The organism is Billgrantia sp. NRB1 (assembly GCF_056921725.1).
In genome coordinates this window covers 541,292-565,169 of the sequence record NZ_CM167783.1, presented here as the reverse complement: position 1 = coordinate 565,169, position 23,878 = coordinate 541,292, and the positions used below count along the sequence as shown (strand labels likewise).

Here is a 23,878-nt window from a genome sequence, read left to right as displayed (position 1 = left end):
ACTGGAAGGCCTGTCATGCGTGATACTCTCGACGAACTCTTCAAGGTACTGGAGCAGCGCCGCAGCGCCGATCCCGAGGACTCCTACGTGGCCGCCTTGCATCACCGGGGGCTGAACAAGATCCTCGAGAAAGTCGGCGAGGAAGCCACCGAGACCCTGCTAGCGGCCAAGGACGCCGAGAACGGCGACGATAGCCAGCGCCGGGCAGTGGTCGCCGAAACCGCCGACCTGTGGTTTCATAGTCTGGTAATGCTCTCGCACCTGGGGCTCGACCACCGCGACGTGCTCGACGAACTGGCCCGCCGCTTCGGCATTTCCGGGCACGAAGAGAAGGCCGCAAGGTCCAAGTGAACCCGACCTCCGGAAACTCCGGAACATCGAATCAGAGGAATCCTTCATGTTAGGTGGTATCAGTATCTGGCAACTGCTGATCGTGCTCGGCATCATCATCCTGATCTTCGGCACCAAGAAGCTGCGCAACGTGGGTAGCGACCTAGGCGGCGCGGTCAAGGGCTTCAAGCAGGCCGTGAACGAAGACGACAAGGACGACAAGGACAAGCCCCAGGCCAAGGTCTCTCACGAAGAGCCGGCCAATACCTATGACGTCCGGGCCGAGGAGAAGAAGGCCGAGGAAAACGTCGAGGATCGAGAAGAGCGCAAGTAAGCCGCCATGTTCGATATCGGCTTTCTCGAACTGCTGATCCTCGGGATCGTGGGGCTGCTGGTGCTCGGCCCGGAGCGCCTGCCCAAGGCGGCGCGCACCCTGGGCCTGTGGGTCGGCAAGATCAAGCGCACCGTCTCGGGGATGCAGCGGGAGATCAACGCCCAGCTGGAGGCGGAGGAGCTGCGTCAGAAGCTCAAGGAGCAGCAGGAGAAGCTCGACGAGAGCCTCAACAAGGCCAAGCGCGACGTGGAGAGCATCGCCGAGCCCCCGGCATCGCCCCGGCGTGAGCCCCGCCAGGAGGAAAAACGCGAGCCAGCGACGGCGTCCGAGCCCCCGCCGCCCTCCAAGCCGGCGGCCGAGCGGCTGGACGACGCCCTGAGCAGCGCCCGTATCCCCGAAACGCCTCCTGAGGTGCCCGACCGCGCGGCCGAAGAGGCCTCTTCCGACGATGACAACAAGGATGCCGCGTCCCGATGAGCGACTCCGGTGACAAGCAGGAAATGGAGCAGGCGCCGCTGATCGAACACCTCATCGAACTGCGCTCGCGCCTGCTGCGAAGCGTCGTGGCGATCCTGGTGATCTTCCTCGCGCTCTATCCCTTCGCCAATGACATCTACACCTTCGTGGCCCAGCCGCTGATGGCGCTGCTGCCCGAGGGGGCGCAGATGATCGCCACCGAGGTGGCCTCGCCGTTCCTGGCGCCCTTCAAGCTGACCCTGGTGGTGGCGCTGTTCGTGGCCATCCCCTATGTGCTGCACCAGGCCTGGGCCTTTGTGGCGCCAGGACTCTACGACAACGAGAAGGCGCTGGCGATGCCGATCCTCGCCTCCAGCGTGGCACTGTTCTACGCCGGCGCGGCCTTCGCCTACTACGCGGTCTTCCCGCTGCTGTTCTCTTTCTTCACCCAGACCGGGCCGGAGGACGTGGCGGTGATGACCGACATCAACGCCTACCTCAACTTCGTTCTCAAACTGTTCTTCGCCTTCGGCGTGGCCTTCGAGATTCCCATCGCCACCTTCCTGCTGATCGCCTCCGGCGCGACCACGGTGGAGAGTCTGGCGAAGAAGCGTCCCTACATCATCCTCGGCTGCTTCGTGGTGGGCATGCTGCTGACCCCGCCGGACGTGATCTCCCAAAGCCTGCTCGCCGTCCCCATGTACCTGCTCTATGAGGTGGGCCTGCTGTTCGGCCGCCTGGCGAGGCGCAAGAAACAGCGGCGCGAGGCGGAAGACGACGTGTAAGCCATAAGCTTTAAGCTGTAAGCCATAAGAAACCCCCAAGGCTCAAGGCATTGGAGGTTTCACTTACAGCTTACGGCTTATAGCTTACCGCTCCCGGCGAGGCCGGGTCACAGGTCCATCAGCTCGTCGATGCGATCGACCAGCTTGAAGATCCCGGTGGCGGCCTCGCTGATACGGGTGGCCAGCATATAGGCCGGGGTGGTCACCACGCGGTTCTCGAAATCGACCACGATATCCTCCACGCCGCAGCTGCGGTGCAGCCCGCCCATGGCGCTGATCGCCCCGGAGACCCCCGGGTCATGGCCTACGGTCACGGCGATGCCCGAGCCCAGTAGCCGCGGCACCAGCACCGGCGAAATGCACATCAGGCCGATGGGCTTGCGCGCCGCATGAAATTCGCCCAGCGGCTCGGCCAGCGCCTCGATCACGGTCATCTCGTCGCTGGCAACGGCGAAGTTCGACAGGTTCTTGGCTGCGCCGAAGCCGCCGGGCAGGATCACTGCGTCGAACTCCCCGGGCTCTAGCGTGGCGAGGTCGCTGATCTCCCCCCGCGCCAATCGGGCGGACTCGACCAACACGTTGCGCGACTCATCCTCAGCCACCTCGCCGCTACGATGATCAATCACATGCTGCTGCGCGATATCCGGCGCGAAGCAGCGATAGCCGATCCCCAGCTGATCCAGTCGCAGCAGCGTCAGGGTGGTCTCGTAGATTTCCGAGCCATCGTAGACGCCGCAGCCCGACAGGATGACCGCCACCTGTTTACTCATGCCTTTCTCCTCGAATATCGGACCGCGAAACGACGCCCCTGAGCAGTAACGACTCGCGATTCCGAAGGGCTCTCTAGCAGCCTGTCAGACTTAGCGCTGATCGACTGCGATCGGTCAAATCCGACAGGCTGCTAGAATCCTAAAGCCAACACTTTAGAGAGTCATACCGGGTGCGACAAGGCGCGGCTTCCGGCGAGCCGAGGCACTGATATACTCGAGGCATCAACCACGGGGTTGTCATCGAACCGTCATGCCATGCCGGCACACTGGCCGGGATGGCGAGCATGGCCCCATAGCCGGAGAAGAGAGCCTTGAGTTTCATGACCACGCGCCAGTTCCCCGCCACCCGCATGCGCCGCATGCGCCGCGACGATTTCTCACGCCGCCTGATGCGCGAAAACACCCTGACCCCGGCCGACCTGATCTGGCCAGTGTTCGTGCTGGAGGGTGAGCAGCGGCGCGAGGCCGTGCCCTCGATGCCCGGTGTCGAGCGCCTCTCCCTGGACCTGCTGATCGAGGAGGCCAGGGAGGCCCGCGACCTGGGCATCCCCGCCATGGCGCTGTTTCCAGTGGTCGACCAGGCGCTCAAAAGCGAGCTGGCGGAGGAGGCCTACAGCGCCAGCGGGCTGGTGCAGCGCAGCGTGCGGGCCCTGAAGGATGCCGTCCCCGAGCTTGGCATCATCACCGACGTGGCGCTGGACCCTTACACCAGCCACGGCCAGGACGGCATCATCGACGCCGCCGGCTACGTGCTCAACGACCGCACCGTGGAGACCCTGCTCAAGCAGGCTCTCTCCCACGCCGAGGCCGGCGCCGACGTGGTGGCCCCCTCGGATATGATGGACGGCCGCATCGGCGAGATCCGCCAGGTGCTGGAGCAGGAGCACCTGGTGAATACCCGCATCATGGCCTACAGCGCCAAGTATGCCTCGCACTACTATGGCCCCTTCCGCGACGCCGTGGGATCTGCCGCCAATCTCGGCCGGGCCGACAAGCGCACCTACCAGATGGACCCCGCCAACGGCGAGGAGGCCCTGCACGAGGTGGCCCTGGACCTGGCCGAAGGCGCCGACATGGTGATGGTCAAGCCGGGCATGCCCTACCTGGACGTGGTGCGGCGGATCAAGGACGAGCTCAAGGTGCCCACCTACGCCTATCAGGTCAGCGGCGAATACGCCATGCACATGGCCGCCTTCGAGAACGGCTGGCTCGATGCCGACACGGTGATCCTCGAATCGCTGCTGTGCTTCAAGCGCGCCGGTGCCGACGGCGTGCTCACCTATTTTGCCAAGCGAGCGGCACGCCTGCTCGCCCCATGACCGCAGGGGGCTCGGCGGCAGCGCGGCGCCCTTGCGGCTCACCACTCGGGAGAGACCATGGAAGACCCGCAACGCCCTCCGCCGACGCCCCTTTCACCGCCGGACGACACCTCGCCGTCGGGGAGCTCGGCTGCTACGGTGCCGACCGGCGACGAGGCGCCCAGCGAGCCCGGCCTGCCTCGACTCAATCAGACCCGTACCGGCATCAAGCCCAAGGCGCTTCCCGCGCCCGAGGCCGACCTGACCGACGCCGGCCTCTACTTCAATCGCGAAGTCTCACACCTGCAGTTCAACATCCGGGTTCTGGAGCAGGCCCTCGACGAAGCGCATCCGCTGCTCAACCGGCTGATGTTCCTGCTGATCTTCTCCTCCAACCTGGACGAGTTCTTCGAAATCCGAGTCGCCGGACTGAAGCACCAGATCGCCTTGGGCGACGAAAGCGGCGGGGCCGATGGCCGCTCGCCGCGCTCGGTGCTCGAGGAGATCGGCCGGCTCGCCCATGAGCAGGTCGCGCGCCAGTACCGGATTCTCAACGAGACGCTGATCCCCGCCCTGGAGGCCAAAGGGCTCCGTTTCCGGCGCCGCGGGGAGTGGACCGAGCCGCAGCGCGCCTGGGTCCACGACTACGTGGAGGCCGAGATCATGCCGGTGGTCAGCCCCATCGGACTCGACCCCTCCCACCCCTTCCCCCGTCTGGTCAACAAGAGCCTCAATTTCATCGTCGAGCTGGAGGGCAAGGACGCCTTCGGCCGGGAAGGAGGACTGGCCATCCTGCCGGCGCCGCGCTCGCTGCCGCGCATCATCGCCGTGCCCGACAGCCTCTGCGAGCCCGGCATGCGGGAGTTCGTCTTTCTCTCCTCGATGATCCATGCCCATGCCGAGGAAGTCTTTCCGGGCATGGCGGTGCGCGGCCTCTATCAGTTCCGCCTGACCCGCAATGCCGACCTCTCGGTGGACCCGGAGGAGGTCTCCGACCTGGCCTCGGCGCTGCGCGGCGAGCTGCTTGCCCGACGCTATGGCAGCGGCGTGCGCCTGGAGGTGGCCGACAACTGCCCCGAGGCGCTGACCGACTTCCTGCTCAAGCAGTTCGAGCTCGACGCCGACGACCTCTACCGGGTCAACGGCCCGGTCAACCTGACCCGTATGATGTCGGTGCTCGACGAGGTGGCCCCCGCCGAGCTGCTCTACCGCCCCTTCACGCCCGGGCTACCCAAGGCGCTACGCGACAAGCCGAGCCTGTTCACCGCCATCGGCCGCGAGGATATCCTGCTCCACCATCCCTTCCACAGCTTCGCCCCGGTGGAGGACCTGCTTCGCGAAGCGGCCCGCGACCCGGAGGTCCTGGCCATCAAGCAGACCCTCTACCGGACCGGGGCCGACTCGGCGATCGTCGGCGCCCTGGTGGAGGCCGCCGGAAGCGGCAAGGAGGTCACGGTGGTGATCGAGCTGCGGGCGCGTTTCGACGAAGCCGACAACCTGGCGCTGGCCTCGCGCCTGCAGGAGGCCGGCGCCATCGTCATCTACGGGGTGATGGCGTACAAGACCCACGCCAAGCTGATGCATATCGTGCGCCGCGAAGGCGGCAAGCTGCGCCACTACGCTCACCTGGGCACCGGCAACTATCACGCCAGGACGGCGAGGCTCTACACCGACTACAGCCTGCTGACCGCCGATCCCACGCTGTGCGCCGACGTGCACAAGGTCTTCCAGCAGCTGTCGGGCATGGGCCGGGCGCGGCGTATCACGACGCTGCTCCACGCCCCTTTCACCCTGCACGAACGGCTGGTGGCAATGATCGAGCGGGAAGCCGGGCACGCACGGCGGGGACGCACGGCGAGGCTGATCTTGAAGTGCAACGCCCTGACCGAGCCCAAGCTGATCCAGGCGCTGTATCGGGCCTCCCAGGCCGGCGTCGAGTGCGAGCTGATCATCCGCGGCATGTGCTGCCTGCGCCCGGGCATCCCCGGGGTCTCGGAGCGTATCCGCGTGCGCTCGATCATCGGCCGCTTCCTCGAGCACACTCGGGTCTTCTACTTCCACAACGACAATGCCCCAGAGGTCTGGTGCTCCAGCGCCGACGCCATGGCCCGCAACATGTTCCACCGCGTGGAGACCTGCTTCCCGCTGCTCAACAAGAAGCTTGCCGCCCGGGTGCGCAAGGACCTGGAGACCTACCTGGTGGATAACTGCCAGAGCTGGGAGCTGACCCCCGACGGCCACTACCTCAAGCGAGAACCCGGCGACAAGGCACCGATCAGCGCCCAGGAGACGCTGCTCTATGCCTACGCCGCCAGGGCATGAGGCGGCCCGGCCGTCGCTAGCCGCGCTTGAAGGCGGCGAGATCGTCGGGGTCGAAGCCGTCGACCCGCTCGGGCAGCCCCTTCTCCTGGCGCTGCAGGCGAACCTTCATCTTCTCGGCGAGCAGCTCCGAGTCGTCATCCAGGGTCCGGCCGTTGAGTTCGGCGAGCTGAGTCATGCCCTGGTGGTAGAAGGTCAGCAGGTCCAGGGCCAGGTCGTTGCCATTCTCGATCTCGCGGCGCAGGGCGGGCAGGTAGCCGCTGACACGGGAAAGATGATGCTTGAGCTGCCACACGTAGCGCATCTCGGTCATCCAGGGGCGCTCGCGCAGCACCGCGAAGGTCATGCTGGTAGCGATCAGGCCCAGCAGCACGCCCAGGGCATTGAGCCACAGGCTGGACCCGAAGGTGGTGGTCAGCAGCTGGGCGAAGACCAGGCCGAAGACGATCAGCTGGCCGGCCATGGCCAGGCTGATCAGCCGCGCCTTGCGCCGGTAGGTCTCGGGGTCGTGACGTTCGAAGCGAAAGCGCATGGAGCCTCCAGGGTGGCGAGTCGGAAATGGGGGTGATTATCCCGACTCGGCTCCCCGGGGTACAGGCCATATCCTTTCATGCCCCCACCGCTCGGGGCTGATCCGGCGACAAGTCTACGAGGGGGCGCTGTAAATACCTCCCTGTACGCTACCGATTCCCTGCTGCGCTCTCGCGTCCCACTCCGCTTGCAGGTCCGGTGCTGGCCATCCATGGCCAGCCCGTTCGGAGCAGTGCTCCTCACCCCTGGAATCGGACCCCCTCTTCGACTTGTCCTCGGCGCCCCTCGCTACGGAAGCGGCAACAATCCCCCGACCGGCAAGCCACATTAGCGCAGGCGTAGCTGTTCCGCGGCGCTAAGCAGCAGACGCTCGGTGCTCTCCCAGCCCAGGCAGGCGTCGGTGACCGAGACACCGTAGCGCAGCCCCGACGCCAGGGGCTGCTTGCCCTCCTCCAGGTGGCTCTCGAGCATCAGCCCCATCAGCGCCTGCTCGCCGGCGAGCCGCTGGTCGATCACGTCTTGCAGCACCTGCTCCTGGCGGCGGTGGTCCTTGCAAGCGTTGGCGTGGCTGCAGTCGACCATCAGCCGCGGGGTCAGGCCGGCCGCCTCGATTGCCTCCCGACAGGCCCTCACCGACTCACGGTCGTGATTGGGGCCCGCGTGGCCGCCGCGCAGCACCACGTGGGTGTTGGGGTTGCCGGCGGTTTCCCGCATCACCGGTCGGCCGTCGGCGCTGAGCGCCACGTGCTGATGCGGGTGGGCGGCGGCTCGCATCGCATCCAAGGCCACCTGAATGTCGCCGCCGGTGCCGTTCTTGAAGCCCACCGCGGCATCCAGGCCGCTGGCCAGCTCCCGATGCAGCTGGGACTCGGTGGTGCGAGCGCCGATGGCCACCCAGGCCAACAGATCGTCCAGGTAGGAGGCGAGCATCGGCTGCAGCAGTTCGGTAGCCACCGGCAGACCCAGGTCGACCACCTCGCGCATCAGCTCGCGGGAGAGATGCAGCCCGCGGGCCATGTCGCCACTACCGTCGAGGTGCGGGTCATAGGCAAGCCCCTTCCAGCCCACGGTGGTGCGCGGCTTCTCCACGTAGACGCGCATCACCGGCAGCAGCCGGTCGGCCACCGCCGGGGTCAGCTCGGCCAGGCGCCGGGCGTACTCCAGCGCGGCCGCAGGGTCGTGGATCGAGCAGGGGCCCACCACGACCAGCAGTCGGTCGTCGTGGCCGGCGAGGATATCCCGCACCGCCTGGCGCTGCGCATGCAGACGCTCCACCAGCGGGCGCGACAGGGGCAGGCGATGACGCAGTTCGACCGGGGTGGGCAAGGCCGTCTCGGTGACGGCGGGGGCCAGCGGGGTCGGGGCGTGGCCGGGCAGGCGCTCGGCAAGGGAAAGCGAGGCATTCATGGTGTTCAGCTCCGTGAGATCGGTAAACATCGTGTCGAGGTCATGCCACCGTTGGTCTCACGGTCGGAGGTGGCGCACTGGCCCGACCGCGCGGCGCTAAATCGCCAGCCATAGCCTGCGCCATAATAGTCATGGCAGGGTGAGGCGAAGGCGGCAATGGCGGCGTGGCGGTCGATCATGGTGCGACTCCTCTTCGATTGATGATGTTCTGGCGACCAGAACGCAAAACCCCCGGTCGGGTTGCCGACCGGGGGTTTCAGGGGGAGGCAACCCGGCTGGGTGTGCCTTCGCGGCGATGTCCTCGCTCAGGACTCGGCCGCCGGCACACCGGAGCTAAACCAATACCAGTACTGGCCGGCGGCGGCCAGCACCACCCCGACGCCACCAGCACGCAGCACCGCGCGCTCCCACAGGGGGCGGTGAACGGCGTACAGGCAATGGGCGGTCGAGGTCATGGGTGTCTCCTGAGTCATGAGCTTATCCTGCCGGCTTGGGCACCGCTTGGCAAGCCTCAGTTGCCCAGCACCTTGATGATGCCGACCACCAGGGGCAGACAGGCCAGCCCAACGGTCACCACCAGCCCGACGACCAGTGACCCCAGGCCGCTGTCGTCGTGGTACGGCTTATTGCTGTGTCCTGCCATGACGTTCTCCTTGCTTAGGCTGCATATCGGTGCCCATCATTCTAACCAAGATGCCGGCCCCCATCGACCGGCAGGGTGACGCCGGTGACATAGCGGTTGTCGAGCAGATAGCGCAGGCTCTGGTAGATCACCCCGGGGCCGGGGATCATCCGCATCGCCGACTTGGCGCGCGCCTTCTCGACATAGGCCTCGCTGTCGCCCTGGTTGAGCATGATCAGCGCCGGGGCAATGGCATTGACCTGAATCGACGGTGCATACATCGCGGCGAAAGAGAGGGTCAGGTTGTCCAGGCCGGCCTTGGTGGCAGCATAGGCGGCGTGCTTCCTGGAGCCCTTCTGCACTACGTAGTCGGTCATGTGCACGATATCGCGCTGCGGCTCACCGCAGGCCTCGAGGAGTTCGCGGCACTGCAGGTTGATGAGATAGGGGGCCAGCATATGGATGCGAAACAGCCGCTCGAAGTTGCTGCCGGCATCTTCCCCGGTTGAATCCGGCGCCCAGTCGCTGGCGTTGTGCACGATCGCCCGCAGCGACGAAGTCTCGGCCTTGAGCCGGGCGATGAAGTCGAGGATCCCCGCCTCGCTGGCGAAATCCGCCTGCAGCGTCACGATGCCTCTGGCCCGCAGCTCGTCCAGCTCTGGCCGCTCGCGGCGATAGCTGATGATCACCGGGTGACCCTCTTCCACCAGCCGCTCGGCACAGTGGCGCCCAAGCCGCTGGGCCCCGCCGGTGATCAGGATCGGCGATCCACTCACGAGTGGCTCTCCCGCCGCAGGCTGCCCACGGTCGGCACGAGCGGGGTGCGCGGCGCATAGGCGAAGACGTCCGAGAACACCCGGGAGGGCGAGAGCGACAGCGACGCCAGCACGTCGACACAGGCATAGACCATGCCAGGTGAGCCGGAGAGATAGACGTCGCAGCCGCCAACGTCGTCGAGTCCGGCGGCCAGCGCCTGATCGATGCGCCCGCGGTGATAGCTGACTCGCTCGCCGGTGACCGGGGGCTCCGGCACCACCTCGGTGACCACATGGAAGTGGAAGTTCGGGTGGGTCGCCGCCCACTCTCGGGGAAGACTCTCCAGGTAGAGATCGCGCCGCTCGCGGGCGGCCCACCACAGCGCGATAGGGCGCTCGGGCGCTTCGTGCAGGGAGGCCTCGACGATCGCCTTCATCTGGGCGAAACCGGTGCCCGCCGCAATCAGCAGCAGCGGCCTGGCGCTATCGCTGTCGAGCACGCAGTCGCCGCCGGGAAGGCGCAGCGTCAGGTGGTGGGCCTCCTTGACCAGTTCGCGCATCCGCTCGGAGTTCTCGCGCTGCGGCCAGTGCTGGATATGCAGCTCCAGGCTGCCGTCGCCCTCATGGGCGTTGGCGATGGAGAACGGCACCCAGGTCTCGTCGTCGAGCTTCAGCTCCAGATACTGGCCCGGTTCGTGGGCCATGGCCTCGGCGCGCCCTTCCAGGCGTACCCGGAACACGTCGGGGGTCAGATCCTCTACTGCCGTTACCTGGCAGGTCAGGGTCCTTGGCGTCATGCATGCCTCTTGTCGTCAGGGAGTGGGGGGCAAGTCGATACCCAGCTCGTTCCAGCGCTCGCTGACACGGGCCTTGACGGCCTCGTCCATGACGATGGGCGTGCCCCATTCTCGGTCGGTCTCACCGGGCCACTTGCTGGTGGCATCCAGCCCCATCTTGGAGCCGAGCCCCGCCACCGGGGAGGCGAAGTCCAGATAGTCGATGGGCGTGTTTTCCACCATCACGGTATCCCGGGCCGGGTCCATGCGTGTGGTGATGGCCCAGATCACGTCCTTCCAGTCGCGGGCATCGACGTCGTCGTCGAGCACCACCACGAACTTGGTGTACATGAACTGGCGCAGAAAGCTCCACACGCCCATCATCACCCGCTTGGCGTGGCCCGGGTACTGCTTCTTCATGGTCACCACCGCCATGCGGTAGGAGCAGCCCTCCGGCGGCAGGTAGAAATCGACGATCTCGGGAAACTGCTTGCGCAGGATCGGCACGAACACTTCGTTGAGCGCCACGCCGAGGATCGCCGGCTCGTCGGGGGGCCGCCCGGTATAGGTCGAATGGTAGATGGCGTCGCGCCGCTGGGTCAGGCGCGTTACCGTGAACACCGGGAAGTGGTCGACCTCGTTATAATAGCCGGTGTGGTCGCCGTAGGGGCCTTCCGGCGCCGTATCGTCCGGGTAGATGAAGCCTTCCAGGATGATTTCCGCCGACGCGGGGACCTCCAGGTCGGCATGGCCGCACTTGACCAGCTCGGTGCGCGAGCCCCTCAAGAGCCCGGCGAATGCGTACTCGGAGAGCGAATCCGGCACCGGGGTCACCGCGCCAAGGATGGTGGCCGGATCGGCCCCCAGCGCTACCGCCACCGGGAAGGGTTCGCCGGGATGGGCCTGCTGCCACTCCTGAAAATCCAGCGCCCCGCCGCGGTGCGACAGCCAGCGCATGATCAGGCGGTTCTTGCCGAGCTTCTGCTGGCGGTAGATCCCCAGGTTCTGGCGCTTCTTGTGGGGCCCGCGGGTGACCACCAGCGGCCAGGTCACCAGCGGCGCGGCGTCGCCGGGCCAGCAGTGCTGGATCGGCAGGCGGTCGAGGTCGACGTCGTCGCCCTCCAGCACCACCTCCTGCACCGGGGCGCTGCGCACGGTCTTGGGCCCCATGCTCATCACCTGCTTGAAGATCGGCAGCTTCTCCCAGGCGTCGCGAAAGCCCTTGGGCGGGTCGGGCTCCTTGAGGAAGGCGAGCAGCTTACCCACCTCGCGCAGCGCCTCGACGCTGTCCTGGCCCATGCCCATGGCCACCCGCTTCGGCGTACCGAACAGGTTGCCCAGCAGCGGCATGTCATGACCCTTGACGTTCTCGAACAGCAGCGCCGGGCCGCCTGCTCGCAGGGTGCGGTCGCAGATCTCGGTGATCTCGAGATAGGGGTCCACCTCGGCGGTGATACGCTTGAGCTCGCCCTGGGCCTCCAGGGCGCTGATGAAGTCGCGCAGGTCCTTGTACTTCATTCGATTTCCCGTTTCCGGAACCACAAAAGGGGCAGCATACCACGCCGCCCCTTTCCACACCGCCGAACAAAGTGCTCCAACAGGCGCTAGCCTCCGCTGTAGGAGCATCTTTAGATCGCGACTGGAGGCCGCAGGCCTCCCGGCGGTGTTGCCCGGCGTAGGCCGTTACCGCAAACGTTGCAGCCTCCGCCGGGCGCCTACGGCGCCAGTCGCGACGGGAACCGGCGCTCCTACAAACGAAAACTTCTAATGTAGGAGGAGCTTCAGCTCCGGTCCGACGCTTCGGCGACTGGAGGCCGCAGGCCTCCCGACAGGATTGCAAACACTGGCGACGACTCCAACGCCGCCGAAGACGCTCAACTGCGATCAGCGTCGTTTCATGGCTTCGAAGAACTCGAGGTTGGTCTTGGTGTCCTTGAGGCGGTCGATGAGGAACTCGGTGGCCGCGGTATCCTCCATGGGATTGAGCAGCTTGCGCAGAATCCACATGCGCTGCATCTCCTCATCGGAGGCGATCAGGTCCTCGCGGCGAGTACCGGAACGGCGGATATTGATGGCCGGGTAGACGCGGCGCTCGGCGAGCTTGCGGTCCAGGTGGGCTTCCATGTTGCCGGTGCCCTTGAATTCCTCGAAGATCACCTCGTCCATCTTGGAGCCGGTGTCCACCAGCGCCGTGGCGATGATGGTCAGGCTGCCGCCCTCTTCGATGTTGCGCGCGGCACCGAAGAAGCGCTTGGGCTTTTCCAGGGCATGAGCGTCCACGCCGCCGGTCAACACCTTGCCGGAGCTCGGCACCACGGTGTTATAGGCCCGCGCCAGGCGAGTGATGGAATCGAGCAGGATCACCACGTCCTTCTTGTGCTCGACCAGGCGCTTGGCCTTCTCGATGACCATCTCGGCGACCTGTACGTGGCGGGCCGGCGGCTCGTCGAAGGTCGAGGCGACCACCTCACCGCGCACCGTGCGCGACATCTCCGTCACCTCTTCCGGACGCTCGTCGATCAGCAGCACGATCAGGTGGCACTCGGGATTGTTGCGGGTAATGGAGGTGGCGATATTCTGCAGCATCAGGGTCTTGCCCGCCTTGGGCGGGGAGACCAGCAGCCCACGCTGCCCCTTGCCGATGGGCGCGGTCAAATCGATGATGCGCGCCGTGAGATCCTCGGTGGAGCCATTGCCGATCTCCATACGCAGCCGCTCCTGGGGGAACAGCGGCGTGAGGTTCTCGAAGAGGATCTTGTGCTTGGCGTTTTCCGGCTTGTCGAAGTTGATCTGGCTGACCTTGAGCAGCGCAAAATAGCGCTCCCCTTCCTTCGGCGGGCGAATCTTGCCGGAAATGGTGTCGCCTTTTCGCAGGTTGAAGCGTCGAATCTGCGACGGCGAAACGTAGATGTCATCGGGCCCGGCCAGATAGGAGCTGTCGGCGCTGCGCAGGAAGCCAAATCCATCCTGGAGAATTTCCAGCACCCCGTCGCCATAAATATCCTCGCCGCTCTTGGCGTGTTTCTTGAGGATGGCGAAGATGATGTCCTGCTTCCGAGAACGGGCCAGGTTGTCGATGCCCATCTCGCGGGCAGTCTCCAGAAGTTCCGGAACGGGCTTTTGCTTGAGTTCGGTAAGATTCATCGGTGTGTTCAGAAGTTGCTCATGGAAGCCGGGCGGCCAAGCGCCGTGACAAGACAGGAGGCGAAGCGATAACGCCGCGTGGATGCGTTCAGAGCCCGGACAGGCTGCCACTCGTCATGTTGCATCGTATGGCTATGGACTGGCGACCGCACCTTGAGGGGTAGCCGGGCCGATATCGGAAGCGAGGGAGCAGGTTCGTTTTCGCCTGATCAGCGCGTCCTGGCCACAGGGCCGGGAGTGCAGGCTGATGCAGTGGGCTGTCTGACGACTTGGAACTGACCGCGACGGGGTCGCCGTGAAACGGTCGGAAAGCATTCGGAACAGGCGAACGCCTCGATACTAGTCAAGGGCGGCGCCGAACGCAACCCCATCGATACCACAATTGACAGGCCCGGGACGGCACCGCACCCTTTGGCCATCCACGCTCAGGACACCACGACGATGCCCCCCAAGGACCGGATGCCACCCGTTGCTCCCACCCGCCGGCTGGCGGCCATTGACCTCGGTTCCAACAGTTTCCATCTGCTGGTGGCCAACTACCAGGATGACCGCCTTCAGGTGGTCGCCCGCCTGGGGGAAAAGGTCCAGCTGGCCGCCGGTCTCGATGACGCCGGCCGGCTCAGCGAGGCCGCCATGCGCCGCGCCCTGGACTGCCTGGCGCGCTTTTCCCCGTTCCTCGACGGCATCGCACCGGGCCAGCTGCGGGTGGTGGGCACCAATGCCCTGCGCGACGCCGCCAACAGCCAGGCCTTCATCGAGCGGGCCGAGGCGCTGCTGGGCAGCCGTATCGAAATCATCGCCGGTCGTGAGGAGGCACGCCTGATCTACCTGGGGGCAGCCCACTCGCTGGTCGAGAGTGGCCGGCGGCTGATCGTCGATATCGGCGGCGGGTCCACGGAGTTCATCATCGGCGAACGCTTCGAGCCCATGGCCCTGGAGAGCCTGCGCATGGGGTGCGTCACCTTCACCCGCCGGTTCTTCGCGGACGGCGCGATCACCGGGACGTCAATGCGCAAGGCGGAGCTCGCCGCCCATTCGGAGCTGGCCAACATTCGGCGCCCCTATCGCCAGCTCGGCTGGCAGGACCCGGTCGGTGCCAGCGGCACCATCAAGGCCGTGGCCGCGGTCTGCCACGCCGCGGGGGCCTCGGCGGAGGGCGTCATCACCCGAGAAGGCCTGTTCGCCCTACGCCAGCGGCTGATCGACTGCCGGCGACTCGATCGCGTCTCCCTGACGGGCCTCAAGGCCGACCGTGCGCGGGTCTTCCCCGCCGGCGTGGCGATTCTCTGCGCCGTCTTCGAGGCCTTCGAGCTCGACACCATGCGCTATGCCGATGGCGCCCTGCGGGAAGGGGTGCTTTACGACCTGGTCGGGCGCAACAGCCCGGAGGATTCTCGTCTCAAGACGCTGGCGGGGCTGGAGCGTCGCTACGGCGTGGATGCTCGCCAGGCCGACAACGTGGCCATGACGGCCCAGGCACTGCTGGCCCAGGTTGGCGACGCCTGGGGACTGGAGGCGGAAGAGGCCCGCTTTCTCGAGTGGGCCGGGCGCGTGCACGAGTGCGGCCTGGCCATCGCCCATAGCCAGTTTCATCGCCACGGCGCCTATCTGCTGGAGCACTCCGACCTGGCCGGCTTCTCGCGGCCCGAGCAGCGCCTGCTGGCCTTTCTGGTACGCGCGCACCGCCGCAAGTTCCCGCTCAAGGAGTGGCAGGCCCTGCCCGTGGCGGAGCAGCGATCCCACGCTCGGCTGGCCAGGCTGCTGCGCCTGGCGGTGCTGTTCAATCACGCCCGCCCGGAGCAGCCCCCCTCGGTGCCGAAGATCGAGGTCGACGGCGAGACCCTGCGGCTGCGCCTCGGTGCCGACCACGACCAGCCGCTGCTGCTCAACGACCTGGAGCAGGAGGTCGACTATCAGCAGGCCGCCGGCTTCACTCTGAGACTGGACTAGCTCGCCACCCCTGGGCCACCAGCAACCAGGCTCCCCGCTCGGGCGACAGCACCGCCACCGGGACCTCACCCTCCCAGACCACCAGCAGCCACTGCCGCTCCCAGGGGGGCACCCCGCTCTCCTGTAGCAGGCGCTTGAGGTCGCGGCTGCCGCGCCCGGCGAGCCGCAGCCGCTCGCCGCCGCGGCGCCGGGTCACGCGCAGCCAGGGCGGCGCGTCACGATCGGGCGCCGGCACCAGGCGGACGGCGACCTCGCCTGCGGGGGTGGCGAGCGGCCTGCGACCGCTCCAGCGCCCTTCCCAATCATCCGACGGGGGCGGCGGCGACAGCAGGTAGAGCCGCCGGCGCCACAGCCTTGCCTCGGCGCCGGGCCAGACAACCCGCACCTGAGCGTCCGGCCCCACCGCCAACTGGGCCAGCAGCGTCTCGAGTCGCGTCTGGGGCGGCGAGGGCAAGCCAAGCCGCGCGCAGCAGTGGCGCACCAGAAGACGCCGTCGGGCAGGCGACAGCTCGCCCAGCCCCTCGACGGGCAGCCGGCCGGCCTGGGCGCCCAGCCGGGCCAGGTCCTGCTCGGCCAGCTCGGCCAGCAGCGTATCGGCATCCCCGCTCAGCGCCGCGCTGCGGGCCAGGGCCTCACCGGCATGGGGCCAGCGGGTTTCCAGCAGCGGCAGCACCCGACGGCGCAGAAAGTTGCGATCGAGCCGTTGGTCGGCGTTGCTGGGGTCCTCCACCCAGGCCAACTCCTGACGCCGGGCCTCGAGCTCCAGCTCGGCCCGCGATGCGCCCAGCAAGGGCCGCGACAGCGCCCTGCCCTGCCAACCCCGAATCGGCGGCATACCGGCCAGGCCGCGCGGCCCGCTGCCGCGCAGGGCCGCGAGCAGAAAGGTCTCGGCCTGGTCGTCGCGATGCTGGGCTAGCCACAGGGTCTCGCCGGGAGCGACGCGGCGGGCGAAGGCGCCGTAGCGCGCCTGCCGAGCCGCGCCCTCGACCCCCTTTCCGGCGGCGAGGTCCACCTCGACCCGCTCGACGAACAGCGGCACGCCCAGGCGCGAGGCGAGCCGGCGGCAGTGACGCTCGAACTCGTCGGCGGCATCCTGCAGGCCGTGGTGCACATGGAGGGCATGGAGCGGTCGCGGGTGGCGCCGACAGGCATCGGCGGCCAGCGTCAGCAGCAGCGCGGAGTCGAGCCCGCCGGAGAGCGCCACCCAGACACAACGCCCCGGCGGGGTCTGGGCCAGGGCGCGATCGATTGCGGATTGAAGAGACATTGAGCCCACTCCCGACCAGCGGGGCCGATTTTTAAGGTTCTTCGCATTTTAACGTGAACATGTTTGGCAGGTTTAATGGATAGGGGTCGGGAAGGGCTGTGCCCTCCCCGCCCTCCGAACCGTGCGTGCGGTTCTCCCGCACACGGCTCTCCAGTCGATGGTTTTCCTCATCGGGATTGGCTCGCGTACCGCCAGGCTCCGGCTAGGGTGAAGAGCCCTGCGGTCGCGAAGAACGTATTCGACCAGCGCCATGTGTCCGACCGGGTGTTACCACGCCCCGGGCGCTTCTCCTGCTTGCGCAGCATGGCCCGAAGACGTCGACGAATGAAGCCATCCAGAGGCCGGAACGTCGTCCGATAGGCATGCTGGAAGTAGCCGAACCAGCCTCTCAGCATGGGGTTCAGCGAGGCAATGACGTGCCGCAAGCTCTTGCCTTCCGTCCGCCGCGTCTTGCTTCTCACCTTGTCCTTGAACGCCTTGAGGCTCTTCTTACGCACCCAGCGCCTGCCCGCCTCGAAGCGGTAGCCTAGGAAGTCGAAACCCTGTCCCTTCTGCCGGCAATCGCCGACGTGGGTCTTGTCAGGGTGCAGGGTCAGGCCATTCGCCGCCACCCATTCCTGTACGTGGGCCAGGGCTTGTCGGGCCTCCTGCTCACTGTGGCAGAGAATGACGAAGTCATCGGCATACCGCACCATACGGTAGCCGTGCTGTGTCACTTCCTGGTCCAGCGGATGCAGGTAGACGTTCGCCAACAAGGGGCTGATGATCGCTCCTTGTGGCGTCCCTGACGTGGGGGTCCATCGGCTCATGTCGCTGACAATATCCTGGCTCAACCAGCTTCGTAGCAAGGCCAGCAGTCGACCGTCGCTGATCCGTCCCTCGACGCGGGCCATCAGGCGGTCGTGCGGGATGCTATCGAAATAGCCTTGCAGATCCGCATCCACCACCCAGGTCATGCCCGCCTTGAGCGCCTCATCAACGTCTCGTAAGGCATCCTTGCAGCCTCTGCCCGGCCGGAAGCCGTAGCTCATCGGCAGGAACTCATGCTCGAAGATCGGTTCGATCACGCGCTTGACCGCTGCCTGGACAATACGGTCCTTGACGGTCGGAATGCCCAGCGGGCGCATCTTGCCGTTGCCCTTGGGGATCTCGACGCGTCGCACCGCTTGCGGGCGGTAACGCCCCGCTGCCAGGTCGGCCTGGAGCTCCTCAAGATAGCGTTCGGCCTGCGACGCAAAGCGGGACACGCTTTGCCGATCGACACCCGCCGCTCCCTGGTTGCGGTAGACCTGCAGCCAGGCACTGACCAGGGTCGACGAGCGGTATACCTTGTCGATCAGACTGAACCACTTACGTCCTTTGACGCCGTTATCCAGCGCCGCCAACATGCGGTCCGTCCAGATCGAGCGGTCAATCCCTGCCATCGTGGCGGGTGTTGACGCATCTTGTTTAGCCCCATCGTGGGGCACTGTCGATGCTGTGCTGTCGCGTTCGCTCATCTCTGGTCGTCTCTCGCATCCATCTTCCTGCCTCCCTTCCCTCGACGCAGGTTCTGTTCTCTGCGCCTCCTGTGCGGCGCCTTGGCGGTAGGCAGAGTCCGCGCTCCAGCATCTCTCGATCCCGGCTTTCGCCGGGATGAGCCGTGGCCAGGGCGTGATCCGCACGCCGGTACTATGAAGGCTCTGACTCCTGGCCGCCGTCACCTCGGCCGCCAGGTCTCCCCGATTATCTCGTACACCCTTCCTGACGTTCCGCCTCCAACCACCTGGCAGGTCCCGTCGTCGCTTTGTCCGCCATGCCAGCGCGACGGGTGAGTTTCAGGCTTCGCTATCTCCCAGCGAGCTCGCCACCTGACCCGGCCGAATCGAGTTCGTCATCCTACGGACCGCCAGTTCGCCTCCGGTTGCTCCCCACCCCGCCTCGCGACGACGCAGTTACCTTTGGCTACGGGGCCATGGCTTACCCCGATGCGGACTCTCACCGCACTGTGTGCACGCCTTCTCGGGCGCACTGGGAGGCCGGCTCTGCCGGGCGAAGGCGCCGCAGGCGCCCCATGGGTAGCGCTGCGCGCTACTTCGCGAGCTGAAGTCGAGGCGTCGAACCGTCCCTCCCACAGGGCCAGTTCATGCCAGTCTGCGAAGAGCCTTGATTTTTAACGCCGTATGGCCGAGCGCTGAAAGGGCCGTTAAGCCGAGGCGCCATAGCTCATCAGCCGCTCATACCGGCGTTCGAGCAGCGCCTCGGTCTCCATCGCCTCGAGGCGCTCGAGGCTGCCCAGCAGCGCCTCCTTGATCCGCTCGGCGGTGGTCTCCGGATGGCGATGGGCGCCGCCCAGCGGCTCTTCGATCAGGGTGTCGACGAAGCCCAGCTCCCGCAGCCGCTCGGCGGTGATGCCCATGGCCTGGGCGGCGTCGGCGGCCTTCTCGGCGCTCTTCCACAGGATCGAGGCGCAGCCCTCGGGAGAGATCACCGAGTAGGTGGAGTACTGCAGCATGGCCAGCTCGTCGCACACGCCGATGGCCAGGGCACCGCCGGAGCCACCCTCGCCCACCACGGTGGCCAGGATGGGCGTCTCGAGCCGGGACATGACGGCGAGGTTGTAGGCGATGGCCTCGGACTGGCCGCGCTCTTCGGCATCGATGCCCGGATAGGCCCCGGGCGTATCGATGAAGGTCAGCACCGGCATCTTGAAGCGCTCGGCCATCTCCATCAGCCGGCACGCCTTGCGGTAGCCCTCGGGACGCGGCATGCCGAAGTTGCGGCGCACCTTCTCCTTGACCTCGCGACCCTTCTGATGGCCAATCACCATGACCGGTCTGTCGTCGAGGCGCGCCACGCCGCCGACGATGGCGGCATCGTCGGCGAAACGCCGGTCGCCATGCAGCTCATCGAAGTCGGTGAAGATATGCTCGAGATAGTCGAGCGTATAGGGGCGCTGGGGGTGGCGGGAGAGCTGGGAGACCTGCCAGGGCGAGAGATCCTTGAAGATCGATTCGGTGAGCTTGCGGCTCTTCTCCTCGAGCCGGCTGATCTCGTCGCTGAGGTTGACCTGGCTGTCGTTGCCGACCAGGCGCAGCTCCTCGATCTTGGCCTGGAGCTCGGCGATGGGCTGTTCGAAGTCGAGATAGTTGGGATTCATTGGCCGGATGCCTTGTGGTGTTTCACCGCCCTGGCGACTGGGGCCAGGCACGGCGCGAAAAATGGAGTGGCAGGCATTATCGCACCCTCAACGTGGCACGCAAGGCAGGCAGGGTGGCACGAGGAGCGCCGGGGACAGCTCGAAAGGGAGGTCATTTGCCAGGGATGGCAAATGTAGCGCCCAGGGAGGGGTTTACAGCGCCTCCCTGGAGAGCTGTCGCCGGAACAGCTCCGAGCTTCCCATCTCCGGCCCGTCCCCGGCGCCCCTCGCTGGAATGCGACAGACCGCAGCCGGCAGCCAGTTACCGATATTTCAGCCGCACCCCGTCCTGGCCCTGCACCTCGCGCAGGCCGATCAGCAGCTCGTCGCTGGGCGCCACCTTCCACTGGCCGTCCAGCTCCAGCCAGCCGGCGGCCTCGGCATTGCGGTAGCGTAGCCGGACCGGCAAGCCCTCGCCATCGCGGTGAGGCGCGAGACTCTCACGCAGGCTCTCCACCAGCCGGCCGTTGACGGCCGCGCCGTCGAGCGAGAGTTCCACCGCCTCCCCGTAGCGGGTGCGTGCCGCCACCATGGGGGTGACCTCCTTGCCGCGCAGGCGCAGTCCGCCCGAGTAGTCGTCGGAGGAGACCTCCCCCTCGACGATCAGCACCTGATCGGTCTCCAGCTGGCTACGCACGGTATCGAACAGCTCGCCGAACAGCGACGCCTCGATGCGGCCGGTACGGTCGTCCAGGGTAATGAAGGCCATGGTGTCGCCGCGCTTGGACTTCATGGTGCGAAGTCCCACCACCAGGCCGGCGATCCGCTGGGGCTCTCGCGAAGGCTTGAGGTCGGCGATGCGCGTGGCAACGAAGCGCGCGAGCTCACCCTCATACTCGTCGATGGGGTGGCCGGTGAGATAGAGCCCCAGGGTCTCCTTTTCGCCAGCCAGGCGCTCCTTGTCGCTCCACTCGCGGGTGCGGCGATAGGCCGCGTAGGGGTCGCTCTCGGCCGTCTCGTCGGCGAAGGCCTCGCCGAACATGTCCATCATGCCCAGGTTCTGGTTAGCCTGGGTCTGGGCCGCGGCCTTGAGGGCGTCGTCCAGGGCCGCGCTGAGCACGGCGCGGTTGGGTCCCAGGCTGTCCAGGGCCCCGGAGCGAATCAGCGCCTCCAGGGTGCGCTTGTTCATGCGCTTGGGATCGACCCGCCGGCAGAAGTCGAACAGGTCCTTGAACGGGCCGTCAGCCTCGCGGGCCTCGACGATACCGCCGATGGGTCCCTCCCCTACCCCACGGATGGCGCCGAGGCCATAGACCACGCGCCCCTCGGTATCCACGGTGAACTTGTAGCCGCCCACGTTGACATCCGGCGGCGTCACCGTGAGCCCCAGGTTGCGGCACTCCTCGATCAGCGGCACCACCTTGTCGAGGTTGTCCATCTCGGTGGAGATCACCGCCGCCATAAAGGGGCCGGGATAGTGCGCCTTGAGCCAGGCCGTTTGATACGAGACCAGCGCATAGGCCGCCGAGTGGGACTTGTTGAAGCCGTAGCCGGCGAACTTCTCCACCAGGTCGAAGATGTTGCCGGCGAGCTCCTTGTCGATGCCGTTTGCCGCGCAGCCCTCCATGAAGCCGGCGCGCTGCTTGGCCATCTCCTCGGGCTTCTTCTTGCCCATGGCGCGGCGCAGCATGTCGGCCTGGCCCAGGCTGTAGCCGGCCATCACCTGGGCGATCTGCATCACCTGCTCCTGATAGAGGATGATGCCGTAGGTGGGCTCGAGCACCGGCTTGAGCAGCTCGTGCTGATAGTCCGGGTGGGGGTAGGAGATCTCGGCACGACCGTGCTTGCGGTTGATGAAGTCGTCCACCATGCCCGACTGCAGCGGCCCGGGGCGGAACAGGGCGACGAGTGCGATCATGTCGTCCAGCGAATCGGGCAGCAGGCGCTTGATCAGCTCCTTCATGCCGCGGGATTCGAGCTGGAACACCGCCGTGGTCTCGGCGCGCTTGAGCATCTCGAAGGTGGGGGCGTCGTCCAACGGAATGCTGTCGATGTCGAGCGGCCCTTCGCCCTTGACGGCGCGCACCTTGTCCACCATCTCCAGGGCCCAGTCGATGATGGTCAGGGTGCGCAGGCCGAGGAAGTCGAACTTGACCAGCCCAGCGTCCTCGATATCGTTCTTGTCGAACTGAACCACCAGCCCCGAGCCGTCCTCGTCGCAGAGCAGCGGCGAGAAGTCGGTGAGCTTGGTGGGGGCGATCACCACGCCGCCGGCGTGCTTGCCGGTGCCGCGGGTGATGCCCTCGAGCTTGAGCGCCATCTCCCAGATCTCGGCGGCCTCGTCGTCGGCCTCGACGAACTCCTTGAGGGCCGGCTCCGCATCGATGGCCTTGGCGAGCGTCATGCCCACCTCGAAGGGGATCAGCTTGGAGAGCTTGTCGCCCAGCGAATAGGGGCGCCCCTGTGCGCGGGCCACGTCGCGCACCACCGCCTTGGCGGCCATGGTGCCGAAGGTGACGATCTGGGACACGGCGTTGCGGCCGTAGCGGTCGGCCACGTACTCGATGACCCGGTCGCGCTTCTCCATGCAGAAGTCGACGTCGAAGTCGGGCATGGAGACCCGCTCGGGGTTGAGGAAGCGCTCGAAGAGCAGGTCGTAGCCGATGGGGTCGAGGTCGGTGATCTTCTGGGCGTAGGCCACCAGGGAGCCGGCGCCGGAGCCGCGCCCGGGCCCCACCGGGACGTCGTTGTCCTTGGCCCACTGGATGAAGTCCATCACGATCAGGAAGTAGCCGGGGAAGCCCATCTGGATGATGATGTCGAGCTCGAAGTCGAGCCGCTCGCGGTAGCGCTTGTCGATCTCGGCGTACTCGGCGCCGTCCCGCGGGTACTTCTCGACGGGGTAGAGGAAGTCCAGGCGCTCGGTGAGGCCGTCGTGGGAGACCTTGCGGAAGAACTCGTCCTGGGTCATGCCCTCGGGGATCCCGAACTCGGGCAGGAAGATCTCGCCCAGCCGTACGTCGACGCTGCAGCGGGCGGCAATCATCACGCTGTTCTCGAGCGCCTCGGGGATGTCGGCGAAGAGCTCCGCCATTTCCTCGGGGCTCTTGAGGTATTGCTCCTCGCTGTACTTGCGCTCGCGGCGCGGGTCGTCCAGCGCCTTGCCCTCGCCAATCGACACCCGGGTCTCGTGGGCCCAGAAGTCTGCCTTCTCCAGGAAGCGCACGTCGTTGGTGGCCACCACCGGGGTGCCGGTCTCCACGGCCAGGGCCACCGAGAGATGCACGCACTCCTCCTCCAGGGGACGACCGGTGCGAGCCAGCTCCAGGTAGAAGCGCCCCGGGAAGGCGGCGTTCCACTCTTCGAGCAGCGCACGGGCCTCGTCGCGATGGTCGCTGAGCAGATGCCGGCCGATCTCCCCCTCGCGACCGCCGGAAAGCGCGATCAGTCCCTCGCTCTGGGCCAGCACCCAGGCGCGATCGAGCACCGCCCGGCCCTGGCGCTGCCCCTCCACCCAGCCTCGCGAGATCAGCTCGGTGAGGTTGCGATAGCCATCATTGTTCATGGCCAGCAGGGTCAGGCGGTAGGGGTGGGCCTCGTCATGGGGGTTGGCGAGCCACAGGTCGGCGCCGATGATCGGCTTGAGGCCGGCCCCCTGAGTCGCCTTGTAGAACTTGACCAGGCCGAAGAGGTTGGCCTCGTCGGTGACCGCCAGCGCCGGGGCCCCCTGGGCCACCGCCGTCTTGACCAGCGGCTTCAAGCGAACCAGGCCATCGACCAGGGAGTATTCGGTGTGGACGCGAAGATGAACGAAGGGCGTGGTCATAGGGAGCTCGGGGCTTGGCGGTGTATGGTCAGCACGGAAACCAGACTGTTGGTCCAGCGATATGGCTTAGGGCTCAGTATCCTGCTCCGCTCGGGGCTGATCCGGCGATAGGCCTATGCGGGGGCGCTGTAAATACTTCCCTGTACGCTACTTTTGCCATCCATGGCAAAAGACCCCCGCGACGGCCTAT

General features: G+C 66.6%; 21 protein-coding genes. 7 read left to right on the top strand and 14 right to left on the bottom strand.

The features are described from left to right. The first annotated feature begins 15 nt into the window (after positions 1-15). Genes ACZIYR_RS02540 through tatC form a run of 4 tightly spaced genes read left to right on the top strand, consistent with a single transcriptional unit; the run spans position 16 to position 1,905 of the window. Positions 16-351, top strand: coding sequence for a phosphoribosyl-ATP diphosphatase (locus tag ACZIYR_RS02540; protein WP_473032274.1), 336 nt, complete (start codon positions 16-18; stop codon positions 349-351). Between the two features lie 46 nt (positions 352-397). Beyond that, positions 398-664, top strand: a complete 267-nt coding sequence (gene tatA, locus ACZIYR_RS02535; protein WP_473032273.1) for a Sec-independent protein translocase subunit TatA — start codon at positions 398-400, stop codon at positions 662-664. Positions 665-670: 6 nt separating this feature from the next. Further along, positions 671-1,141, top strand: a complete 471-nt coding sequence (tatB, locus tag ACZIYR_RS02530) for a Sec-independent protein translocase protein TatB (RefSeq protein ID WP_483528096.1) — start codon at positions 671-673, stop codon at positions 1,139-1,141. Next, positions 1,138-1,905 (top strand): twin-arginine translocase subunit TatC, encoded by a 768-nt coding sequence (tatC, locus tag ACZIYR_RS02525; protein WP_483528095.1) that lies wholly within the window; start codon positions 1,138-1,140, stop codon positions 1,903-1,905. The genes tatB and tatC overlap by 4 nt, the downstream gene beginning before the upstream one ends. A 107-nt stretch (positions 1,906-2,012) precedes the next feature. On the opposite strand, the gene elbB is transcribed toward tatC, so the two are convergent. After that, positions 2,013-2,675, bottom strand: a complete 663-nt coding sequence (elbB, locus tag ACZIYR_RS02520; protein ID WP_483528094.1) for an isoprenoid biosynthesis glyoxalase ElbB — start codon at positions 2,673-2,675, stop codon at positions 2,013-2,015. A 320-nt stretch (positions 2,676-2,995) separates the two neighbouring features. On the opposite strand from elbB, the gene hemB reads away from it, so the two are divergent. Next, positions 2,996-3,994 carry a porphobilinogen synthase gene (gene hemB, locus ACZIYR_RS02515; protein WP_483528093.1) on the top strand — a complete coding sequence of 333 codons (999 nt, stop codon included), beginning with the start codon at positions 2,996-2,998 and terminating at the stop codon, positions 3,992-3,994. Between the two features lie 57 nt (positions 3,995-4,051). Beyond that, on the top strand, positions 4,052-6,295 hold the full coding sequence (gene ppk1 / locus ACZIYR_RS02510) for a polyphosphate kinase 1 (protein WP_483528092.1): 2,244 nt from the start codon (positions 4,052-4,054) through the stop codon (positions 6,293-6,295). 16 nt (positions 6,296-6,311) lie between these two features. On the opposite strand, the gene ACZIYR_RS02505 is transcribed toward ppk1, so the two are convergent. The 9 genes from ACZIYR_RS02505 to rho form a co-directional block, all read right to left on the bottom strand. Next, positions 6,312-6,824, bottom strand: a complete 513-nt coding sequence (locus ACZIYR_RS02505) for a DUF3087 family protein (protein WP_473032271.1) — start codon at positions 6,822-6,824, stop codon at positions 6,312-6,314. Between the two features lie 326 nt (positions 6,825-7,150). Further along, entirely contained in the window at positions 7,151-8,230 is a 1,080-nt protein-coding gene (locus ACZIYR_RS02500) for a 3-deoxy-7-phosphoheptulonate synthase (protein WP_473032270.1), read from the bottom strand. A 5-nt stretch (positions 8,231-8,235) separates the two neighbouring features. Continuing rightward, a complete protein-coding gene (locus ACZIYR_RS02495; protein WP_473032269.1) occupies positions 8,236-8,409 on the bottom strand; it encodes a hypothetical protein in 174 nt (57 codons plus the stop codon). A gap of 126 nt (positions 8,410-8,535) precedes the next feature. Continuing rightward, the gene (locus tag ACZIYR_RS02490) at positions 8,536-8,703 is read right to left on the bottom strand and encodes a hypothetical protein (protein ID WP_473032268.1); all 168 of its coding nucleotides are present in this window, start codon (positions 8,701-8,703) and stop codon (positions 8,536-8,538) included. 38 nt (positions 8,704-8,741) lie between these two features. Beyond that, positions 8,742-8,873 (bottom strand): hypothetical protein, encoded by a 132-nt coding sequence (locus ACZIYR_RS02485; RefSeq protein ID WP_483528091.1) that lies wholly within the window; start codon positions 8,871-8,873, stop codon positions 8,742-8,744. 41 nt (positions 8,874-8,914) lie between these two features. After that, entirely contained in the window at positions 8,915-9,628 is a 714-nt protein-coding gene (gene folM, locus ACZIYR_RS02480; protein WP_483528090.1) for a dihydromonapterin reductase, read from the bottom strand. Next, on the bottom strand, positions 9,625-10,404 hold the full coding sequence (locus ACZIYR_RS02475) for an NAD(P)H-flavin reductase (RefSeq protein ID WP_483528089.1): 780 nt from the start codon (positions 10,402-10,404) through the stop codon (positions 9,625-9,627). The genes folM and ACZIYR_RS02475 overlap by 4 nt, the downstream gene beginning before the upstream one ends. 15 nt (positions 10,405-10,419) lie before the next feature. Next, entirely contained in the window at positions 10,420-11,901 is a 1,482-nt protein-coding gene (gene ubiD, locus ACZIYR_RS02470) for a 4-hydroxy-3-polyprenylbenzoate decarboxylase (protein WP_483528088.1), read from the bottom strand. 366 nt (positions 11,902-12,267) lie between these two features. Beyond that, positions 12,268-13,527: a transcription termination factor Rho gene (gene rho / locus ACZIYR_RS02465; protein WP_473032266.1), complete on the bottom strand. Its 1,260-nt coding sequence runs from the start codon at positions 13,525-13,527 to the stop codon at positions 12,268-12,270. A gap of 441 nt (positions 13,528-13,968) precedes the next feature. On the opposite strand from rho, the gene ppx reads away from it, so the two are divergent. Next, positions 13,969-15,477: an exopolyphosphatase gene (gene ppx / locus ACZIYR_RS02460; protein ID WP_483528087.1), complete on the top strand. Its 1,509-nt coding sequence runs from the start codon at positions 13,969-13,971 to the stop codon at positions 15,475-15,477. On the opposite strand, the gene tilS is transcribed toward ppx, so the two are convergent. The 4 genes from tilS to dnaE form a co-directional block, all read right to left on the bottom strand. Continuing rightward, the gene (gene tilS / locus ACZIYR_RS02455; protein ID WP_483528086.1) at positions 15,458-16,744 is read right to left on the bottom strand and encodes a tRNA lysidine(34) synthetase TilS; all 1,287 of its coding nucleotides are present in this window, start codon (positions 16,742-16,744) and stop codon (positions 15,458-15,460) included. The genes ppx and tilS overlap by 20 nt on opposite strands. A 167-nt stretch (positions 16,745-16,911) precedes the next feature. Next, complete coding sequence (gene ltrA / locus ACZIYR_RS02450; RefSeq protein WP_483527168.1) at positions 16,912-18,243, bottom strand: group II intron reverse transcriptase/maturase; 1,332 nt, start codon at positions 18,241-18,243, stop codon at positions 16,912-16,914. Between the two features lie 686 nt (positions 18,244-18,929). Beyond that, positions 18,930-19,883: an acetyl-CoA carboxylase carboxyl transferase subunit alpha gene (accA, locus tag ACZIYR_RS02445; protein WP_473032264.1), complete on the bottom strand. Its 954-nt coding sequence runs from the start codon at positions 19,881-19,883 to the stop codon at positions 18,930-18,932. A 301-nt stretch (positions 19,884-20,184) separates the two neighbouring features. Then, positions 20,185-23,688 (bottom strand): DNA polymerase III subunit alpha, encoded by a 3,504-nt coding sequence (gene dnaE, locus ACZIYR_RS02440; protein ID WP_483528085.1) that lies wholly within the window; start codon positions 23,686-23,688, stop codon positions 20,185-20,187. Positions 23,689-23,878 lie beyond the last annotated feature (190 nt).

Coding starts and splice junctions, on each gene's coding strand:
- hemB (WP_483528093.1), top strand. CDS start 2,996: ATGACCACGCGCCAGTTCCCCGCCACCCGCATGCGCCGCATGCGCCGC.
- ACZIYR_RS02540 (WP_473032274.1), top strand. CDS start 16: ATGCGTGATACTCTCGACGAACTCTTCAAGGTACTGGAGCAGCGCCGC.
- ACZIYR_RS02500 (WP_473032270.1), bottom strand. CDS start 8,230: ATGAATGCCTCGCTTTCCCTTGCCGAGCGCCTGCCCGGCCACGCCCCG.
- rho (WP_473032266.1), bottom strand. CDS start 13,527: ATGAATCTTACCGAACTCAAGCAAAAGCCCGTTCCGGAACTTCTGGAG.
- ppk1 (WP_483528092.1), top strand. CDS start 4,052: ATGGAAGACCCGCAACGCCCTCCGCCGACGCCCCTTTCACCGCCGGAC.
- ACZIYR_RS02495 (WP_473032269.1), bottom strand. CDS start 8,409: ATGATCGACCGCCACGCCGCCATTGCCGCCTTCGCCTCACCCTGCCAT.
- dnaE (WP_483528085.1), bottom strand. CDS start 23,688: ATGACCACGCCCTTCGTTCATCTTCGCGTCCACACCGAATACTCCCTG.
- ACZIYR_RS02490 (WP_473032268.1), bottom strand. CDS start 8,703: ATGACTCAGGAGACACCCATGACCTCGACCGCCCATTGCCTGTACGCC.
- tilS (WP_483528086.1), bottom strand. CDS start 16,744: ATGTCTCTTCAATCCGCAATCGATCGCGCCCTGGCCCAGACCCCGCCG.
- tatC (WP_483528095.1), top strand. CDS start 1,138: ATGAGCGACTCCGGTGACAAGCAGGAAATGGAGCAGGCGCCGCTGATC.
- ACZIYR_RS02485 (WP_483528091.1), bottom strand. CDS start 8,873: ATGGCAGGACACAGCAATAAGCCGTACCACGACGACAGCGGCCTGGGG.
- tatA (WP_473032273.1), top strand. CDS start 398: ATGTTAGGTGGTATCAGTATCTGGCAACTGCTGATCGTGCTCGGCATC.
- ppx (WP_483528087.1), top strand. CDS start 13,969: ATGCCCCCCAAGGACCGGATGCCACCCGTTGCTCCCACCCGCCGGCTG.
- ACZIYR_RS02505 (WP_473032271.1), bottom strand. CDS start 6,824: ATGCGCTTTCGCTTCGAACGTCACGACCCCGAGACCTACCGGCGCAAG.
- ubiD (WP_483528088.1), bottom strand. CDS start 11,901: ATGAAGTACAAGGACCTGCGCGACTTCATCAGCGCCCTGGAGGCCCAG.
- elbB (WP_483528094.1), bottom strand. CDS start 2,675: ATGAGTAAACAGGTGGCGGTCATCCTGTCGGGCTGCGGCGTCTACGAT.
- tatB (WP_483528096.1), top strand. CDS start 671: ATGTTCGATATCGGCTTTCTCGAACTGCTGATCCTCGGGATCGTGGGG.
- ltrA (WP_483527168.1), bottom strand. CDS start 18,243: ATGAGCGAACGCGACAGCACAGCATCGACAGTGCCCCACGATGGGGCT.
- ACZIYR_RS02475 (WP_483528089.1), bottom strand. CDS start 10,404: ATGACGCCAAGGACCCTGACCTGCCAGGTAACGGCAGTAGAGGATCTG.
- accA (WP_473032264.1), bottom strand. CDS start 19,883: ATGAATCCCAACTATCTCGACTTCGAACAGCCCATCGCCGAGCTCCAG.